This is a genomic window from Gordonia soli NBRC 108243 (genome assembly GCF_000334455.1).
Taxonomy (GTDB): domain Bacteria; phylum Actinomycetota; class Actinomycetes; order Mycobacteriales; family Mycobacteriaceae; genus Gordonia; species Gordonia soli.
The window spans coordinates 24,806-43,579 of the sequence record NZ_BANX01000028.1 but is presented as its reverse complement, the minus strand read 5'-3'; the positions used below and the strand labels follow the sequence as shown (position 1 = coordinate 43,579).

Genomic DNA, 18,774 nt, shown 5'->3' with positions numbered 1-18,774 from the left:
GATTCGCCAAAATACGCATCTGCCGCGTCTTTCGCTGGGGGTTACCGGCTGCGTACGGTGCGAACATGATCACCCACACCGTGCGGACCCGCCGCAGCGCCGACGAATTCCCGCAGTCCGACCATCTCGCCCAGAAGATCGCCGAGGTGGCGGTAGATCCCGTCGACGTTCCGCCGGAGACCGCGGCGATGGTGATAAACCGCATCATCGACAACGCATCGGTGAGTGCGGCGTCGGTCATCCGACGACCGGTGACCACCGCCCGGACGCAGGCCCTCGCGCATCCGGGGACGCCGGGTGCGACCGTCTTCGGCGTCGACGGCCGCTACTCGCCGGAGTGGGCCGCATGGGCCAACGGTGTCGCGGTACGCGAACTCGACTTCCACGACACCTTCCTGGCGGCGGAGTACTCACACCCCGGTGACAACATCCCGCCGCTGGTCGCGGTCGCCCAGCAGAAGGGCGTGTCCGGCGCGGATCTGATCCGCGGCCTCGCAACCGCCTACGAGATCCAGATCGACCTGGTGCGCGGGATGTCGCTGCACAAGCACAAGATCGACCACGTCGCGCACCTGGGACCGTCGGCGGCTGCGGGCATCGGCACCATGCTCGGCCTCGACGAGGAGACGATCTACCAGGCCGTCGGGCAGGCGCTCCACCTGACCACCGCGACCAGGCAGTCGCGCAAGGGCCTGATCTCCAGTTGGAAGGCGTTCGCGCCGGCGCATGCGGGCAAGATCGCCGTCGAGGCGGTCGATCGGGCCCTGCGCGGCGAGGGTGCGCCCGCCCCGATCTGGGAAGGGGAGGACGGCGTCATCGCCTGGCTGCTGGACGGCCCCGACGGCGCCTACGAGATCCCGCTGCCGGGCCCCGGTGAAGCCAAGCGCGCCATCCTCGACAGCTACACCAAGGAGCACTCGGCCGAGTACCAGAGTCAGGCGCCGATCGATCTGGCGCGTCGGCTGCGCGAGCGGATCACCGACCTCGACGAGATCGAGTCGATCGTGCTGCACACGTCCAACCACACGCACGTGGTGATCGGGACCGGGTCGAACGATCCGCAGAAGTTCGATCCGTCCGCCAGCCGCGAGACACTCGACCATTCGGTGATGTACATCTTCGCGGTCGCTCTCCAGGACGGCACGTGGCACCACGAGGCCTCCTATGCGCCAGAGCGTGCCAACCGACCTGACACCATCGCCCTCTGGCGCAAGATCTCGACGGTCGAGGACCCGGAATGGACCCGGCGGTATCACTCGGAGGACCCGCGCGAGAAGGCCTTCGGGGCCAAGGCTGTCATCACACTGCGCAACGGGGAGGTCATCTCCGACGAGCTCGCCGTCGCCGACGCGCATCCGCTGGGCGCCCGGCCGTTCGGGCGCGAACAGTACGAGGCGAAGTTCGCCACGCTCGCCGAGGGCGTCGTCGAGCCGGCCGAGCAGGAGCGGTTCCTCGGTGTGGCCACCCGTCTCGCCGAGCTCCGCGGTGACGAGCTGCTCGGACTCAACGTCCGGGTCGCGGACACCGTGCTGGACAAGGCGCCCACCATCCCCGACGGGATCTTCTGATGAGCGGCGCGAATCCGTCGTTGTTCTCCTCGTCGGTCGGTGACTCGGCCAAGCGTCGCGCCCTGCGGGACGGTTTGTCGTCGGGAACGCTGCAGCGCTGGCCGGGGGCGTTCTCGCCGCTGGTCGCGAAACTGGTGGCCGACATCGGATTCGAGGGTGTCTACGTCTCGGGCGCGGTGCTGTCCGCAGACCTCGGGCTGCCCGACATCGGGTTGACGACGCTCACCGAGGTCGCCGGCCGCGGTCAGCAGATCGCCCGGGCCACCGACCTGCCCACCCTCATCGATGCCGACACCGGGTTCGGTGAACCGATGAGCGCTGCCCGCACCGTGGCGACACTCGAAGACGCGGGACTCGCGGGTTGTCACCTCGAGGATCAGGTGAACCCCAAACGCTGCGGCCATCTCGACGGCAAGGACGTTGTCGGCGTGGGGGACATGGTGCGCCGCTTGGGCGCCGCGGTGTCGGCGCGGCGCGACCCGGACTTCGTGATCTGCGCGCGCACCGACGCACGTGCCATCGAAGGTCTCGATGCCGCGATCGACCGTGCGAAGGCGTATGTCGACGCGGGCGCCGACCTCGTCTTCACCGAGGCACTGCGCGACCTGGGGGAGTTCGAGGCGTTTCGCGCCGCCGTGGACGTCCCCCTGCTGGCGAACATGACCGAATTCGGCAAATCCGAGCTCCTGACGGCTCGGCAGCTCACCGACGTCGGCTACAACGCGGTCATCTACCCCGTGACCACACTTCGGATCGCGATGGGGGCCGTGGAAGCGGGACTCCGTGAGATCGATTCGGCCGGAACGCAATCAGCGCTTCTCGACGGAATGCAGCATCGGTCACGACTCTACGAGCTGCTCCGGTACTCCGACTACAACTCCTTCGACTCCGACCTGTACAACTTCACCATCGAGGAGGCACGGCTGTGACCATCGCGACGCCGACCGGCGACACCCAGACGACCATCCACAAGGGACTCGCCGGAGTGGTGGTCGACACCACGGCGGTCTCCAAGGTCGTCCCCGAGACCAACTCGCTGATCTATCGCGGCTATCCCGTGCAGGACCTCGCCGCGCACTGCTCGTTCGAGGAGGTGGCATACCTGCTCTGGCACGGCGAACTGCCGACACCGCTCGAACTGGATGCGTTTCTGCAGCGCGAACGCGCATCCCGCCGCGCGAGCCGATCACTGCTGAGCTTGCTGGCGAAGCTGCCCGATAACTGCCACCCGATGGACGTCGTCCGGACGGCGATCAGTTACCTGGGCGCCGATGACCCGATCGAGGACGACCCGACCCCGTCGGCGAACCTCGACAAGTCGCTCCGGCTCTTCGCGGTGTTGCCGACGATCGTCGCCGCCGACCTGCGTCGACGGCGCGGACTCGATCCGATCGCGCCGCACAGCCACCTCGGGTACGTCGAGAACTTCTTCGTGATGTGCTTCGGTGAGGCGCCGGACCCGGTCATCCTGAAAGCCTTCGAGCAGTCGATGGTCTTGTACGCGGAGCACAGCTTCAACGCCTCGACCTTCGCCGCTCGTGTCGTGACGTCCACGCAGTCGGACATGCACAGCGCCGTCACGGCGGCGATCGGCGCCCTCAAGGGGTCGCTGCACGGCGGCGCGAACGAGGCTGTCATGTACGACATGATCGACATCGACCGTCCAGAGAACGCGCGTGAGTGGCTGGAGGGCAAACTCTCCCGCAAGGAGAAGATCATGGGCTTCGGTCACCGCGTCTACAAGAACGGAGACTCCCGGGTGCCGACGATGAAGGCGGCCCTGACCAAGGTCTCCGAGCATCTGGGCGACCGACGATGGTTGGAGATCTACGATGTCCTGGAGGCGGAGATGTCGGGCCGCACCGGGATCAAGCCCAACCTGGACTTCCCGACCGGTCCGGCCTACCACCTGATGGATTTCGACATCGGATCGTTCACGCCGATCTTCGTGATGAGTCGGATCACCGGGTGGACCGCACACATCATGGAACAAGCGGCGGCGAATGCCCTGATCCGCCCGCTGAGTGAGTACTCGGGCACACCGCAGCGCGCCGTCGGCGCGTGATCGTCCCGGGTTCGCCCGGGTGAGAGAGGAAGTATCAGCGAGTGTTCGACAAGGTTCTGGTTGCCAATCGCGGCGAGATCGCGATCCGCGCGTTCCGCGCCTCCTACGAGTTGGGTGCCAACACGGTGGCGGTGTTCCCGTACGAGGACCGTAATTCGGTGCATCGGACGAAGGCTGATGAGTCGTATCAGATCGGGTCGCCGGGGCATCCGGTGCGGGCGTATCTGTCGGTCGAGGAGATCGTGGGGGCCGCGCGTCGGTCGGGGGCGGATGCGGTCTATCCCGGTTACGGGTTCCTGTCGGAGAATCCTGATCTGGCAGCCGCGTGTGCGTCGGCGGGGATCACTTTCGTGGGTCCGCCGACCGAGGTGTTGGAGCTGACCGGCAACAAGGCGCGCGCGGTGGCCGCTGCGCGTGAGGCCGGGCTACCGGTGTTGGCGTCGTCGGCGCCCTCTGCCGATGTCGAGGAGTTGCTGGCTGCGGCGCGGGATATGACGTTCCCGGTGTTTGTGAAGGCGGTGGCCGGCGGCGGTGGTCGCGGGATGCGTCGGGTCGCGACGATCGATGAGCTGGCGGAGTCGATCACGGCGGCCTCGCGGGAGGCGGAGTCGGCCTTCGGTGATCCGACTGTCTTCCTGGAGCAGGCGGTGATCAATCCCCGTCACATCGAGGTGCAGATCCTGGCCGACACCCACGGTGATGTGATCCATCTGTTCGAGCGGGATTGCAGCCTGCAGCGCCGGCATCAGAAGGTCATCGAGTTGGCGCCCGCACCGAACCTGTCGCCGGAGTTGCGGGAGCGGATCTGCGCGGATGCGGTCGCCTTTGCTCGCCAGATCGGTTATTCGTGTGCCGGTACCGTCGAGTTCTTGCTGGACCAGCGGGGGCAGCATGTGTTCATCGAGATGAATCCGCGGATCCAGGTCGAGCACACGGTGACCGAGGAGATCACCGATGTCGATTTGGTGGCGGCGCAGTTGCGGATCGCGTCGGGTGAGTCGCTGTCGGATCTGGGATTGTCGCAGGACACCCTGGCTATCCGCGGAGCGGCGCTGCAGTGTCGGATCACTACCGAGGACCCGACGAACGGGTTCCGACCCGACACCGGTCGGATCACCGCGTACCGCACGCCGGGTGGGGCCGGAGTGCGTCTGGACGGTGGCGCGAACCTGGGTGCGGAGGTGTCGGCGCACTTCGACTCGATGCTGGTGAAGCTGACGTGTCGCGGTCGTGATTTCGAGACCGCGGTGGCGCGGGCGCGTCGAGCTGTCGCCGAGTTCCGCATCCGCGGGGTCGCCACGAATGTGCCGTTCTTGCAGGCGGTCCTGGACGATCCGGATTTCCGGGCCGGTCGGGTCACCACGTCGTTCATCGAGGAGCGGCCGCAGTTGCTGACCGCTCGCGCGTCTGCCGATCGCGGTACCCGCATCCTGACCTACCTGGCTGATGTGACGGTGAACAAGCCGCACGGTGAGCGGCCGACCCCGGTGTATCCGCGCGACAAGTTGCCGGATGTGGATCGGGCGGTGTTGGCTGCACCGGTCGATGGTTCACGTCAGCGGCTGCTGGAGTTGGGGCCGGAAGGGTTCGCCGCGGATCTGCGGGCGCGTCCGCAGCTGGGGCTCACCGACACGACGTTCCGGGATGCGCATCAGTCGTTGTTGGCCACGCGGGTACGCACCAGTGGTCTGCTCGCGGTCGCGCCCTATGTGTCGGCGTTGACCCCGCAGTTGTTGTCGGTGGAGTGCTGGGGTGGGGCGACCTACGACGTGGCGTTGCGGTTCCTCAAGGAGGACCCGTGGGATCGGTTGGCGCAGTTGCGCGAAGCGATCCCGAACATCTGTCTGCAGATGCTGTTACGTGGCGCGAACACTGTCGGCTACACGCCGTACCCGAGCAAGGTCACCACCTCGTTCGTCGACGAGGCCGCGGCCACCGGTGTCGACATCTTCCGGATCTTCGACGCGCTCAACAACATCGAGGCGATGCGTCCGGCGATCGAGGCGGTCCGGGCCACCGGTACCGCGGTGGCCGAGGTCGCCATGTCCTACACCGGTGATCTGGCTGATCCGTCGGAGAGCCTGTACACCCTCGACTACTACCTGCGGTTGGCCGAGCAGATCGTCGATGCGGGCGCGCATGTGCTGGCCATCAAGGACATGGCCGGTCTGCTGCGCGCACCGGCCGCGACGAAGCTCGTCTCTGCGTTGCGGTCGGAGTTCGACCTACCCATCCACGTCCACACCCACGACACCCCCGGCGGCCAGCTCGCGACCTACCTCGCCGCGTGGGAGGCCGGTGCCGATGCGGTCGACGGTGCGAGCGCGGCGTTGGCGGGAACCACCTCGCAGCCGGCGTTGTCGGCGATCGTGGCCGCGACCGCGCACACCGACCGTGACACGGGTATCGATCTGTCGGCGGTGTGTGACCTCGAGCCGTATTGGGAGGCGCTGCGGAAGGTGTACGCGCCGTTCGAGTCCGGGCTGCCCGCCCCGACCGGTCGGGTCTACACCCACGAGATCCCCGGCGGCCAGTTGTCGAATCTGCGGCAGCAGGCCATCGCGCTGGGCCTCGGCGACCGGTTCGAGCAGGTCGAACAAGCCTACGCGGCCGCGGACCGGATGCTGGGCCGACTGATCAAGGTCACCCCGTCGTCCAAGGTGGTCGGCGACCTGGCTCTCGCGCTCGTGGGGCGGGGCATCTCGGCGGCCGATTTCGCCGCCGACCCCACCTCCTATGACATCCCCGACTCGGTGATCGGGTTCCTGCGAGGCGAACTCGGCGACCCCGCCGGCGGCTGGCCGGAACCGTTGCGCACCAAGGCGTTGCAGGGGCGGTCACCGGCACCGGAGGTGGTGGCGATCTCCGATGAGGACTCCGCCGCCCTCGACCAGCCGGGCCAGACCCGTCGCGACACCCTCAACCGGCTGCTGTTCCCCGGCCCGACCACCGATTTCGAGGAGCATCAGGTCACCTACGGCGACACCTCCCGATTGTCGGCGAACCAGTTCTTCTACGGCCTGCGCTACGGCGAAGAACACCGCGTCGCACTCGAACCCGGCGTCGAACTACTCATCGGCCTCGAAGCGATCAGCGAACCCGACGACCGCGGACTACGCACCGTCATGTGCATCCTCAACGGCCAACTACGCCCCGTACAGGTCCGCGACCGGGCCGTCGGTGTCGAGGTGCCCGCCGCCGAGAAAGCCGACCCCGACAACGACCACCACGTAGCCGCACCCTTCGCCGGGGTGGTCACCGTCGCCGTTGAGGTCGGCGACGAGATCGAACCCGGCGCACGCGTCGCCGGTATCGAAGCCATGAAGATGGAAGCCGCCATCACCAGCCCCAAAGCCGGCACCATCTCCCGCATCGCCATCACCACCACCGCACAAGTCGAAGCCGGAGACCTCATCATCGAACTCACCTGACCCCACCCCCGACGACCGTGCGCCCCAACACCTCGACCGTGCGCCCGAACGCGTTGATCGTGCGCCCGAGCGCGTTGATCGTGCGTTTGGGGAGGTCGATCGTGCGCTGGTGACCAATGGCGGCGCATCATCCGATTGGTGAGTGGCGTCTGATGTGCACGGTCGACGGTCAGGAGCGCACGGTCGGCGGTGTGGGGTGCACGATGAACGATCTGGAGCGCACGGTCGGCGGTGTGGGGTGCACGGTCAATGATCTGGAGCGCACGGTCGACGAGGGTGGGGATCAGCGGAAGAGGTCGGCGCGGGTGCGGGTGCCGGCGATGATCGCGGCGTTCGGCTCGTCGACGTCCGCGATCCAGGCTCCAGCCTGCTCTGGGGTCTTTCCGGCGGCGATGTGCCTGGTCGTCAATCGATCCCGACGGACGTCGGCGGGCGCGTCCACATAGACCAGGCGATCGAGCAGAGGTGCGATCCGATCCCACGGGGGCTCGTCGAGACCGAGGTAGTTGCCCTCTACGACGACAAGGCGTGCGGATGACGGAATGACCAGCGATGCCGATATCGGTTCGCCGACGGTGTGATCGAAGTCGGGGCAGTACACGTCGGACCGCCGGTACGCGCCGACGACACGCTCCAGCAGCGCCGCGAACCCCTCGGCATCGAAGGTGTCGGGAGCACCCTTGCGCGTTTCCCGACCGAGGGACCGCAGAACCGCGTTCGACAGATGGAAGCCGTCCATCGGCAGATATCCGACCGCGCTGTCGCCGTGGTGTTCTCGACACCGGCGCACCAGATCGAGTGCGACGGTGGTCTTGCCTGCCCCGGGAGCGCCGGTGATCCCGACGACGACGCGCGCACCGGCACCTGATTCGGTACCGAGTCCGACGAGGAGGTCGTCGAGATCACCGGGCCCGGTCATGCCCGTGAGCCTAGCGCCCGCGGACGAGGAGCAGGCCGGCCCGGCGCGGCGGCCTCAGGCCAGGGCATCCCGGAGTTCGCGGGCCGCGGCGACCATGTTGGTCAGCGACTCGGTGACCTCGGGCGTCCCGCGGGTCTTCAGTCCGCAATCGGGATTGACCCAGAGACGTTGCGGTCCGACTGCTTTCAGTGCGGACTGCAACGACGACGTGATCTCGGTCGACCCCGGGACACGGGGCGAATGGATGTCGTAGACACCCGGTCCCACCGCGTTGCCGAATCCGATCGCGTTGAGATCGTCGAGGACCTCCATGTGCGAACGCGCCGCCTCGATCGAGGTCACGTCCGCGTCGAGATCGGCGATGGCGCCGATGACCTCACCGAACTCGGAGTAGCAGAGATGAGTGTGGATCTGCGTCGCGTCGTCGACACCCGACGTCGAGATCCGGAACGCCCGCACCGCCCAATCGAGATAAGCGGCCTTCTCCGCGTCGCGGAGGGGGAGCAGTTCGCGCAGCGCGGGCTCGTCGACCTGGATGATCCCGACGCCCGCCCGCTCGAGGTCCACGGTCTCGTCGCGGATGGCGAGGGCGATCTGGTTCGCCGACGCCGACAGCGGTTGATCGTTGCGCACGAACGACCAGGCGAGGATGGTGACCGGACCGGTCAGCATGCCCTTCACCGGCTTCGAGGTCAGTGACTGCGCGTAGGTGATCCAGTCGACCGTCATCGGCGACGTGCGGACGACGTCGCCGAACAGGATCGGCGGACGCACGCACCGGGTCCCGTACGACTGGACCCAACCGTTGGCCGTGGCGAAGAACCCTTCGAGCTGTTCGGCGAAGTACTGCACCATGTCGTTGCGTTCGGGTTCGCCGTGGACGAGCACGTCGAGACCGATCTGCTCCTGCAGCGTGATCACGTCGGCGATCTCACCCTGCATCCGACGTTCGTACTCGGCCTGGTCGATCTCGCCCGTGCGCAACGCCGCCCGCGCCAGGCGGATCGCCGACGTCTGCGGGTACGAGCCGATGGTGGTGGTCGGCAGGGCAGGCAGTCCGAGACGTTCCTGCTGCTGGATCAGACGCTGATCCGCCGGGCTACGTCGTGCATCGGCATCGCCGATGGCGTCGAGGCGATCCCGCAGAGCGGTGACGTGCAGGCGGGGATCGGACGACCGGGTCGAGAGTGCCAGCGCATTGGTCTCGAACTCGCCGGCGACGGCCCCGCGCCCGTCGCGGAGCGCCCGCGCCAACGTGGCGACCTCGCGGAACTTCTCGGAGGCGAACGCGAGCCACCCGCGCAGGTTGCTGTCCAGCTCGTCTTCTGCCGCCAGGGTGTAGGGGACGTGCAGCGTCGAACTCGACGTCGAGACCGCCAGTGCACGGGCCGAACCGAGCAGCGTCGCCAGGGTCGCGGCGGCCGACGCCAGGTCGGTGCGCCAGATGTTGCGTCCGTCCACGACGCCGGCGATCAGCAGTTTGTCGCCGAGTCCCGGGACGGCCGCGACGGTGTCGACGGAACCCTCGACAAGGTCGACCGCGATGGCCTCGACGTCGGTACGGGCGAGGGCGGCGAGGCGGTCGCCGGCATCACCGAAGTAGGTGGCGACGGCGATCGCCGGACGATGGGAGGCCCCCGACAACGTGGTGTACACCGATTCCGCGTGATGAGCCAGCGAGTCGGCGGCGTCGGTCACCAGGACCGGCTCGTCGATCTGCACCCATCCGACCCCGAGGTCGGCGAGTTTGCCCAGCAGATCCAGATACAGCGGGAGCAGTTCGTTCAATCGGGTCAGTGGATGCGATGCCCCGTCGACGGCCTTCGCCAGTGCCAGGAACGTGAGCGGACCGATCACGACCGGACGGGCCGGGACACCCGCCTCGAGCGCCTCGGTGACCTCCGAGAGCACCTTCTCCGGTCGCAGCGTGAAGCTGGTGTCCGGCCCGATCTCCGGGACGATGTAGTGGTAGTTGGTGTCGAACCACTTGGTCATCTCCAGCGGGGCCAGGTCGGCCGTACCGCGGGCGGCGGCGAAGTAGCGATCGAGCGGATCGCTGATCTCGTCGAACCGTGCGGGCAGGGCACCGAGGAGCACCGCGGTGTCCAGCAACTGGTCGTAGAACGAGAACGTGTTGACGGGCACGGAGTCGTGTCCGGCGTCGACGAGCTCGGTCCACTGCGCGCGTCGCAGATCGGCGGAGGTGCGTTCGAGTTCGGATCGATCGATCCGGCCGGCCCAATAGCCCTCGATGGCGCGCTTGAGTTCCCGACGCGGCCCGATGCGGGCGGTGCCGAGGACGGTGGTGGTGAACGGGGCCGCGGATGCGCGGCTCGTGGTGTCGGTCATGGAGTCGAATCCCCTACTGACGTCGCGGACGGTTCACCGCCCATAACGGGGAGAGTCGACGAAGCCCCGGGTGCGCCGACGCAACGTCGGGCACGCACCACTGATTCCTCTTCGACCTGCGCCCATTCCACGAGGCGGTGAGCCACCGGACGCGGCGCGTCCGGTACACCTGGCAGGTCTTCGGGCTCGCCGTCGCGCCTCCGGGGAGGCTCCTACTGGCCGTCGCTTCCCGGACTCGTGGTCCAGTGCTCGATGACGATGGTCGTTACGGCATACCGCTGCGGGACAGCTCCGGAGTCACACCGGATTCCCTCTCGTCGGGACCGTCGGTCCCGACTCGACGCCACCCGCAGGAATAGGGGCTCCATGTGTCCCGGGGGAGGCGAACCACTTGCGTCGTCCACCCTAACGATCCATGCGTCACCGGCCAACAGTGGTACCGATCGACCCGGCGACCACAACCCGACAACGGTCGACTACGCGCCCGCACACCTACTGTGTGGGTCATGACCCCACAGCGTGAGGTGCCGCCCGCCGTCGTCCCGATCCTGCGTGTGTTCCCCGGCGACGAGGCCGACCGCTTCTACCTCGACTATCTCGGCTTCGTCGTCGACTGGGAGCACCGGTTCGAGCCCGACCTGCCGCTGTATCGGCAGGTCTCCCGTGGGGACTGGGCCCTGCATCTGAGCGAGCACCACGGCGACGCGACCCCGGGTTCGGCAGTACGCCTGCGCATCGCCGATCTCGATGCGTTCCATCGCGAGATCCGCGCCAAGGACTACCCGCTGCGCCCGGGGATCGAGACGATGCCGTGGGCGCGCGAGGTGCGCCTGACCGATCCGTTCGGCAACCGACTGGTCTTCCACACGCCGACCGAGGCCTGACGTCGCCGCGACACGTCAGCTGAGCCGGTATGCGGACGATGCGAAAGGCGACGACCCGCGGACAGCGACCGGGGGCGTCGGGTGAGGGTCACGATCGCCCGGACGGAATAATCAGTTCGGGAACACCGAGTCGACGAGACCGCTGACGACAGCGACGACCATGAGTCGCGCGCCGGTCCCGAAGGACGCCGCCAGGAGGTGTCCGATGGTGGAGTCCATCGGCGTCGGTGCGGCGGCCCGCGCGACCGCGCCCGCGACCCGAATCTCCTCGGACCAGTCGACGACCACGACGGACGATGAGTCCGTCGACGATTCCTCGAGGACGAACCGGCCGATCTCGTCATGCCCGGTGTAGCGCTCGCCACGGATCAGTCGATGCGCGTCGGCCGACGCGGGCGCGAAGAGCCGGACGCCGCCGGGGCCGTCGGTGCGGATCCGGTAGGAGCGCCGGGCGATACGGCCCGGTCCGACCCGAAGGTCATGCTGCTGACCGTCGACCGCGAGTCGCAGCCGAGACGACTCTCGGGTGCCGATGGGTACGTCGGTCCGGAGTACGTCGGTGCGGAGTCCGTCTACGCCCGTACGGTGCAGCACACCGGGAGGCACGGACTCGCCCTCGACCCGCACGACTCCGCCGTCGCGGTCCAGGTCGACGACGATCTCACCGAACAACGGGTCTCGCGACACCGTCCTCATGTCGGTCGACTCCGTCGTGGGAGGTCCATGGGCTCGCACGGTCCGACGCGGAGTCCCAGGGCGCTGTCGGCGAACCGCCCGACCGGCCCCTCGGCGGCCGTGAGCGCGGCATCATGGCCGGCCCGGGCCGATCCCCAGAGTCGGCCGACGGTGCCGTCGAGGCCGCCCGCGTGCCCGCGATCCACGCCGATCAACGCGATCAGTTCTCCGGTGGTCGGGATGCAGACAGCCCAGACGAACCGCGATTCCGTGGCCCAGCCGGCGTCGGCGGCTACGACGAAGGAGTTCGGGTCGTCGATGCCCAGATCCGACAATGCCGGGACGTCGGAGATCCGATCGTCCGCACGAAGCGCACGCAGATACCACGTCCCGGCATTGATCTCGACAGCCTGCATCGTGAAGGTCGGAGCGGCGGTCGGGTGTCGGCTACTTGAGTTCGAGCAGGACGGTGCCCTGGGTGACGGCTGCACCGGCGTCGACGGCGAGGCCGGTCACGACCCCGTCCTTGTGCGCGGTCACCGGGTTCTCCATCTTCATCGCCTCGAGTACGACCACCAGGTCGCCCGCTGCGACCTCCTGGCCCTCGGTCACGGCGACCTTCACCACGGTGCCCTGCATCGGAGCGGCCACCGCATCGCCCGAGACGGCTGCACCGCCGGCCTTCTTGCGCGAGCGTGACTTCGGCTTCTTGCGGACCACACCGTTGGTGCTGCCGCCACCGCCGCCGAGGGCGAGATCACCGGGCAGCGACACCTCGACGCGACGTCCGCCGACCTCGACGACGACGTTCTGGCGCGGTGCCGAGTCGTCCTCTTCGATCGGCTCGCCACCGGTGTAGGGCTCGATCGGGTTGTCCCAGTCGGTCTCGATCCACTTGGTGTAGACGTCGAAGGTCTCGTTGCCGTTCTCGTCCGTGCGGCCGATGAAGGCAGGGTTGGACACGATGTGGCGGTGGAACGGGATGACCGTCGCCAGTCCCTCGACCTCGTACTCGGCGAGGGCGCGGCGTGCGCGCTCGAGAGCCTGCTGGCGATTCTCGCCGGTCACGATCAGTTTGGCCAGCATCGAGTCGAACTGTCCGCCGATGACATCGCCCGCGACGACACCGGAGTCGACGCGCACGCCTGGGCCGGTGGGCTCACGGTAGACCGACACGGGGCCGGGGGCGGGCAGGAAGTTGCGTCCCGGGTCCTCGCCGTTGATGCGGAACTCGAAGGAGTGTCCGCGCGGAGTCGGGTCCTCGGTGATCTCCAGCTTCTCGCCGTTGGCGATGCGGAACTGCGCACGCACCAGGTCGATGCCTGCGGTCTCCTCGGTGACCGGGTGCTCCACCTGCAGACGCGTGTTGACCTCGAGGAAGGAGACCAGACCGTCGGCACCGACCAGGAACTCGACGGTGCCGGCGCCGTAGTAGCCGGCCTCCCGGCAGATGGCCTTGGCCGAGGAGTGGATGCGGTCGCGCTGTTCGGTGGTCAGGAATGGCGCGGGGGCCTCCTCCACCAGCTTCTGGAAGCGGCGCTGCAGCGAGCAGTCACGGGTACCGGCGACGACCACGTTGCCGTGCTGGTCGGCGATGACCTGGGCCTCCACGTGGCGGGCCTTGTCGAGGTAACGCTCGACGAAGCACTCGCCCCGACCGAAGGCGGCGACGGCCTCACGGGTCGCCGACTCGAACAGCTCCGGGATCTCCTCGATCGTGTACGCGACCTTCATGCCGCGTCCACCACCGCCGAACGCGGCCTTGATGGCGACCGGGACGCCGTGCTCCTCGGCGAAGGCGACGACCTCGTCGGCGTTGGCGGCCGGGTCCTTGGTGCCGGGGGCCATCGGCGCCTCGGCCTTGAGCGCGATGTGGCGGGCGGTGACCTTGTCGCCCAGGTCGCGGATCGCCTGCGGCGACGGACCGATCCAGATCAGGCCCGCGTCGAGCACGGCCTGCGCGAAGTCGGCGTTCTCCGAGAGGAAGCCGTACCCCGGATGGATGGCGTTGGCGCCCGACTTGGCGGCGGCGTCCAGGATCTTGTCGAAGACCAGGTACGACTCGGCAGAGGTCTGACCACCCAGGGCGAAGGCCTCGTCGGCCAGCTTCACGAACAGCGCGTCGGCGTCGGGCTCGGCGTACACCGCGACGCTCGGGATCCCCGAGTCCCGTGCCGCGCGGATCACGCGGACAGCGATCTCACCGCGGTTGGCGATGAGGACCTTGCTGATGGTGGGCGAGCTGTTCGCTGCGTGACTTGGCACTTGTTCTCCTGGCGTCGTGACGCTGCCGTGTAGCGGCACAGGCGTACTTGTCGGACATCGTCGGTTGATCTCCACCCCGAGTGCGCTCTTGGGTACACGACCCGGGGTGACGCACGGCACTTGGAGTCTAAGCACCGCAGGTTCCGGGCAATACCCTAGCCCACACCGAGCAATTGTTCGGTAGGGGTCCGTTCAGTGATCGGAACCGAAGGTACTGGCGTCGCCGACCTCGCGCAGGAACGTCGCGAAGTCGCGCAGGTAGGAGCCGACGGGCCCACCGGGGCCGCCGTCGGCATCGACCTCCGTAGACGGCTCCTCGGGAGGGAACCGTGCCGAGAACCGCAGACCCGATGGTGTCCGGTTCACCCAGATGTAGACCTCGTCGGGCGAATAGCTGTGACTGCGCAGCACCGTGGCCCGCCCGGCGTCGGCCTCGACGGCGCCCGGTGCGTAACGGGTGTCGATGAACGAGATCACGAACCGGGGCTGGAACGGACGATCGATGAGCTCGGCCACCCGCAGGAAGGGCAGCTCGGCACTGTGCCGGGTGTCCTTGAGGTCTCTCGTCGCCCGTGCGATGGCCTGGTCGAGCGACGGGGAGTCGGACATGTCGATGCAGAACGGTGAGAGACCGACGAACCAGCCGAGAGCGGCCAGCCACTGCCGGTCGTCGCGGGTGTGCCGCGGGATGACGCAACGAAACGTCGGGTCTCCGGTACGCCGGTGGTAGACGATCGCGAAGGCGGCGAGGACACCGGCCGTCAACGTCCCCTCGGCAGCCGAGCAGACCGCGGTGAACCGATTGGTGGCCTCGTCGTCCAGGATCGTGCCGACCAACGACTGCTGCGCCGGGTAGACCGCCTCGCGACCCGTCACGTCTGCCGCCCGGGTCACCTCGGCCGGTGGTTCCGGCGTCCCGGCGAAGGCCGGCATGCCGCGGCTCAAGAAGTCGTCCCAGACGTCGACCGCGGGATGGTCGGCCCCGGTCTGGTCGGCCTGGCGGCGCTCGCGCGCGCTGAAATCGACATAGCTGCCCACCGGGGCCAGTTCGGGCGTCACCCGGTCGCGTGCCGCCCGGTAGAGGTTCACCAGCTCGTCCTGCGCCATGATCAGCGAGTACCCGTCGACCAGCGAGTGGTCGGCGGCGAACAGCAGCGTGAACGAGTCCTCGCGCCCGACCGTCGCGAACAGATACGCGGGCCACTGCAGGGGAGCGGTCGCCCGGTCGAAGGACCCGGCCAGCTGCTCCATCAGCGGCCCCGGCTCGCCGTACCAACCGATCCGACCCATCTTCAGCCGGACGGTCCCCGGCGCGGTGGTCAGCCGGGCCAACCCGTGCCCCTTGATCACCACGTGGCTGCGCAGCACCTCGTGCCGGTCGATCCAGGAGATCAGGGCCGAACGGATCGCCGGGATCGACAACGGCTCGTCGAACTCGATCGACAGCCCCAGCCACGATTCACGTCCACCCTCACGACGGGTCCGCAGACGGTAGTCGAAGGCCGACCGCAGATGCTGCTCGTGGTTGTGCGAGGTCAATCGGGGGTCCGGATCCCAGGCGCCGAGACCGCCGGGGACATTGGGGATCCACTCGACGAGGCCACCCGGTTCGATCGGCTCGTCCGCGATGGCGACGAACTTCATCCCGAGGAGCCCGGCAGGGCCGGATTCTGTGCGCGGACCTGCGACTTCACCCGGGACAGCATGCCGGCCATCCCACGCAGCCGCAGCGGACTGACAGCCGCCTGGAGACCGAGGTCGTAGTAGAAGTCGGCCGGGACGTCGAGGATCGCGGTCGCCGACGCATGATCGAGACCCTGATGCAGGATCGACGCGAACCCCCGTGTCGTCGGAGCCTGCGGGGGAGCCGAGAAGTACAGGCGCACGTCGGCGGGGTCGGCCGCATCCACCGACAGGAACACCGGCGACTGACACTCGGGTACCGGTTCCATCGCGTCTTCGCGCAGGTGCTCCGGGAGCGGGGGCAATTCGTTCGCCAACTCGAGAAGCATCGTCACCCGATCCGCATCGCCCAGCGCGGCGAAGTCGTCGACGATCTCCGCGAGCGCGGGTGGGAGTTGCGACTCGCTCACTTCGTTCCCGGCGCCCGTGTCACATTCGGCCCACTCACTTCGTTCCCGGCGCCGTGGGTGTCCGGCCCGCTCACTTCGTTCCCGGCGCCGTGGGTGTCCGGCCCGCTCACTTCGTTCCCGGCGCCGTGGGTGTCCGGCCCGCTCACTTCGTTCCCGGCGCCGCGGGTGTCCGGCCCGCTCACTTCGTTCCCGGCGCCGGGCCCGGCTCGGGGCCCACCGCGATCGGGACGCGCACCGCGTTGCCCCACTCAGTCCACGAACCGTCGTAATTGCGCACCTTCGAGAACCCGAGCAGGTGGGTCAGCACGAACCACGTGTGGCTCGAACGCTCACCGATGCGGCAGTACGCGATCGTCGGGGTGTCGGCACCCAGATCGCCGTAGATCTCGTCGAGCTCCGTCCGCGACCGGAAACGACCATCCGGTCCGGCTGCCTTCGCCCACGGGATGGACACGGCCGTCGGGATGTGGCCGCCGCGCAACGCGCCTTCCTGCGGGTAGTCGGGCATGTGTGTGCGCTCGCCGGTGTACTCCTGCGGGGACCGTACGTCGACGAGCGGCTCCACTCCCAGCGACGCCAGGACCTCCGGTGCAAAGGCGCGGATCGTCGAGTCGTCACGCTCGACGACCGGGTAGTCCGACGCCGGGTACTCCGGCACGTCGAACGACGTCTCGCGATCCTCGGCGAACCACGCATCGCGACCGCCGTCGAGCAGACGGACGTCCTCATGCCCGAACAAGGTGAAGACCCACAGTGCGTAGGCGGCCCACCAATTGCTCTTGTCGCCGTAGATCACGACGGTGTCGTCGCGTTCGATGCCCTTGGCGCGCATGAGCTCGGCGAACTTCGCACCGTCGATGTAGTCGCGCGTGACCGGGTCGTTCAGATGCAGATGCCAGTCGACCTTCTGGGCGGTCGGGATGTGGCCGATGTCGAAGAGCAACACGTCCTCGTCGGACTCGATGATCTTCAGGCCCTTGGCCCCCAGGTGCGCCGACAGCCACTCGGTGGTGACCAACCGCTCCGGATGGGCATATGAGGCGAACGCGGGGTTCGGGTCGGTCTCTACGCTCAACTGCGGTCCCTCCAAGGGTGACGCGTGCCGATGACGAGCACCGACACACGGGCTGTGGTGTCGCCGATGAGCCTACCGACACCTCACCTCGGACGGCACCCGGGCGACGGCATCGATGACCTCCGAGAGGAAGTCGGAGATCACCGACCTGCCGGTTGCGGTGTCGGGGAACCGACTCCGGATCGCCAGCCCGCTCTCGGTCCGCGACAGCCAGAACTGTGCGTCGTCGGCGGTGGTCACGTTCGAGACGTGGTGGGCGCGCACGGCGTCGTGGCGTCCCGCGCCCGGTAGGGCCCGATAGTCGACATAGGACACCATGAACACGTCCGAGCGCTCCTGCCGCAGTCCGCCGATCGCGCCGACCACCTCGGGGATCGGGATCTCGCCGAGCCGTACCGCCGCGCGCAGGGCCGGGCCGGTCCGGCGCATCGTCTCCGTCAGGTCGAGACCCGCCACCACGCTCAGCGGAGCGTTCGTGGTGAACCACCCGACCGCCCGGCGGGCCGGTTCGTCATGCCGCGTGTGCATCGGGAACAACAGGGCCAGCTCCGGCCCGCCGCCCATCGCGCGGGTGGCCCCGGCCATCGCCGAGAGCACACCGGCGAACAGGCTCGCCCCGTTGCGCCGACAGTGCGCCTCGAACAGCGCGGTCGCCCCGGCATCGAGCACCGGTCGCACGTCGGCGCCCTGCGGAGCGGACTCCCCGGGGGCGACGCCGAGGTCGAGCGGGAACGACGGGGGAGTGCCGTCACGTGCGTCGAGGAACCGCACCCACTCCCGCAGCCGTGGGTCGCCGGGGCCGGTCGGTGGTCGCAGCGTCTCCGCAGCACAGAAGTCGAGGAAGTTGCCGCTCATCGGGAGGTGGTCGGCGTCGAACCCGCCGGGTTCGGCGAGGAAGCCGTGGTAGAGCGAATGCAGGTCGTCGATGATGATCGAGATCGACCAGGCGTCCACATGTGAGTGGTCGAACGCGCAGATGAGTGTCGAACGATCCGGTCGGCTGATCGCAGCCGGCAGATACGCGGGGAACCCGAACGGGCCGCAGGCCGCGTCGAAGTCGGACCACAACCGCTGCCGCAGTGCGGCACCGGAGTCCAACCGCAGCGGCGGGCGCTCGACCAGCGTCAGGTCATCCGGATCGAAGACCTCGCGGACGATCTCGCCGCCGTGACGGGTGAACGAACTGTGCAGCGTCCCGTGCCGAGCGATCAGTGCCCGGTAGGCGTATTCGGCGGCTTTCAGGTCGACCGGTCCGTCGATGTCGAAGGCGGCCGCCAACCACACGGTCGCGCCCTCGGCGCCGCCGAGATGCACACTCTGGTTGAACGAGGGGGGCACCGGCGATGCGACCGGGACCCGCCCCTCGGTGTCGACCGCCCAGGTCACCAGTTCACCCGGTTCGGGTGCGAATCGGTCGATGGTCGTCACCTGCATGGTCGCGCTCCTCGGA

Annotated in this window: 14 protein-coding genes and 1 riboswitch; of the genes, 5 read left to right on the top strand and 9 right to left on the bottom strand. The window is 68.2% G+C overall.

The window, feature by feature from the left end; translation table 11 throughout:
* Positions 1-65 precede the first annotated feature (65 nt).
* From prpD to GS4_RS18030, 4 genes are read left to right on the top strand one after another with little or no spacing between them, the layout of a single operon-like run.
* Positions 66-1,568 (top strand): 2-methylcitrate dehydratase PrpD, encoded by a 1,503-nt coding sequence (gene prpD, locus GS4_RS18045; protein WP_007623199.1) that lies wholly within the window; start codon positions 66-68, stop codon positions 1,566-1,568.
* Entirely contained in the window at positions 1,568-2,497 is a 930-nt protein-coding gene (gene prpB / locus GS4_RS18040; protein ID WP_007623196.1) for a methylisocitrate lyase, read from the top strand. Before prpD ends, prpB begins: the two co-directional genes overlap by 1 nt.
* Positions 2,494-3,633, top strand: coding sequence for a bifunctional 2-methylcitrate synthase/citrate synthase (locus GS4_RS18035; RefSeq protein WP_007623194.1), 1,140 nt, complete (start codon positions 2,494-2,496; stop codon positions 3,631-3,633). Before prpB ends, GS4_RS18035 begins: the two co-directional genes overlap by 4 nt.
* A 41-nt stretch (positions 3,634-3,674) precedes the next feature.
* Positions 3,675-7,064 (top strand): pyruvate carboxylase, encoded by a 3,390-nt coding sequence (locus GS4_RS18030; protein WP_007623192.1) that lies wholly within the window; start codon positions 3,675-3,677, stop codon positions 7,062-7,064.
* Between the two features lie 283 nt (positions 7,065-7,347).
* On the opposite strand, the gene GS4_RS18025 is transcribed toward GS4_RS18030, so the two are convergent.
* Positions 7,348-7,983 carry a nucleoside/nucleotide kinase family protein gene (locus GS4_RS18025; RefSeq protein WP_007623190.1) on the bottom strand — a complete coding sequence of 212 codons (636 nt, stop codon included), beginning with the start codon at positions 7,981-7,983 and terminating at the stop codon, positions 7,348-7,350.
* Between the two features lie 54 nt (positions 7,984-8,037).
* Positions 8,038-10,332, bottom strand: coding sequence for a 5-methyltetrahydropteroyltriglutamate--homocysteine S-methyltransferase (gene metE / locus GS4_RS18020; protein WP_007623188.1), 2,295 nt, complete (start codon positions 10,330-10,332; stop codon positions 8,038-8,040).
* 154 nt (positions 10,333-10,486) lie between these two features.
* Positions 10,487-10,688, bottom strand: a riboswitch (cobalamin riboswitch).
* A 150-nt stretch (positions 10,689-10,838) separates the two neighbouring features.
* On the opposite strand from metE, the gene GS4_RS18015 reads away from it, so the two are divergent.
* The gene (locus tag GS4_RS18015; RefSeq protein WP_007623187.1) at positions 10,839-11,216 is read left to right on the top strand and encodes a glyoxalase superfamily protein; all 378 of its coding nucleotides are present in this window, start codon (positions 10,839-10,841) and stop codon (positions 11,214-11,216) included.
* A gap of 111 nt (positions 11,217-11,327) precedes the next feature.
* On the opposite strand, the gene GS4_RS18010 is transcribed toward GS4_RS18015, so the two are convergent.
* The 7 genes from GS4_RS18010 to GS4_RS17980 all read right to left on the bottom strand — a co-directional run bounded on the left by GS4_RS18010 (position 11,328) and on the right by GS4_RS17980 (position 18,758).
* Positions 11,328-11,912 carry a hypothetical protein gene (locus tag GS4_RS18010; RefSeq protein WP_007623185.1) on the bottom strand — a complete coding sequence of 195 codons (585 nt, stop codon included), beginning with the start codon at positions 11,910-11,912 and terminating at the stop codon, positions 11,328-11,330.
* Positions 11,909-12,307, bottom strand: coding sequence for a hypothetical protein (locus GS4_RS18005; RefSeq protein WP_007623183.1), 399 nt, complete (start codon positions 12,305-12,307; stop codon positions 11,909-11,911). Before GS4_RS18005 ends, GS4_RS18010 begins: the two co-directional genes overlap by 4 nt.
* A 31-nt stretch (positions 12,308-12,338) precedes the next feature.
* Positions 12,339-14,156, bottom strand: coding sequence for an acetyl/propionyl/methylcrotonyl-CoA carboxylase subunit alpha (locus tag GS4_RS18000; protein ID WP_007623181.1), 1,818 nt, complete (start codon positions 14,154-14,156; stop codon positions 12,339-12,341).
* Between the two features lie 192 nt (positions 14,157-14,348).
* Complete coding sequence (locus tag GS4_RS17995; RefSeq protein ID WP_007623179.1) at positions 14,349-15,800, bottom strand: condensation domain-containing protein; 1,452 nt, start codon at positions 15,798-15,800, stop codon at positions 14,349-14,351.
* Entirely contained in the window at positions 15,797-16,249 is a 453-nt protein-coding gene (locus GS4_RS17990; RefSeq protein WP_007623177.1) for a SufE family protein, read from the bottom strand. Before GS4_RS17990 ends, GS4_RS17995 begins: the two co-directional genes overlap by 4 nt.
* 178 nt (positions 16,250-16,427) lie before the next feature.
* Positions 16,428-17,324 (bottom strand): sulfurtransferase, encoded by an 897-nt coding sequence (locus GS4_RS17985; protein ID WP_007623172.1) that lies wholly within the window; start codon positions 17,322-17,324, stop codon positions 16,428-16,430.
* A 72-nt stretch (positions 17,325-17,396) separates the two neighbouring features.
* A complete protein-coding gene (locus tag GS4_RS17980; RefSeq protein WP_007623170.1) occupies positions 17,397-18,758 on the bottom strand; it encodes a condensation domain-containing protein in 1,362 nt (453 codons plus the stop codon).
* Positions 18,759-18,774: the final 16 nt, after the last annotated feature.

Coding starts and splice junctions, on each gene's coding strand:
- GS4_RS17980 (WP_007623170.1), bottom strand. CDS start 18,758: ATGCAGGTGACGACCATCGACCGATTCGCACCCGAACCGGGTGAACTG.
- metE (WP_007623188.1), bottom strand. CDS start 10,332: ATGACCGACACCACGAGCCGCGCATCCGCGGCCCCGTTCACCACCACC.
- GS4_RS18010 (WP_007623185.1), bottom strand. CDS start 11,912: ATGAGGACGGTGTCGCGAGACCCGTTGTTCGGTGAGATCGTCGTCGAC.
- prpB (WP_007623196.1), top strand. CDS start 1,568: ATGAGCGGCGCGAATCCGTCGTTGTTCTCCTCGTCGGTCGGTGACTCG.
- GS4_RS18025 (WP_007623190.1), bottom strand. CDS start 7,983: ATGACCGGGCCCGGTGATCTCGACGACCTCCTCGTCGGACTCGGTACC.
- prpD (WP_007623199.1), top strand. CDS start 66: ATGATCACCCACACCGTGCGGACCCGCCGCAGCGCCGACGAATTCCCG.
- GS4_RS17995 (WP_007623179.1), bottom strand. CDS start 15,800: ATGAAGTTCGTCGCCATCGCGGACGAGCCGATCGAACCGGGTGGCCTC.
- GS4_RS18005 (WP_007623183.1), bottom strand. CDS start 12,307: ATGCAGGCTGTCGAGATCAATGCCGGGACGTGGTATCTGCGTGCGCTT.
- GS4_RS18015 (WP_007623187.1), top strand. CDS start 10,839: ATGACCCCACAGCGTGAGGTGCCGCCCGCCGTCGTCCCGATCCTGCGT.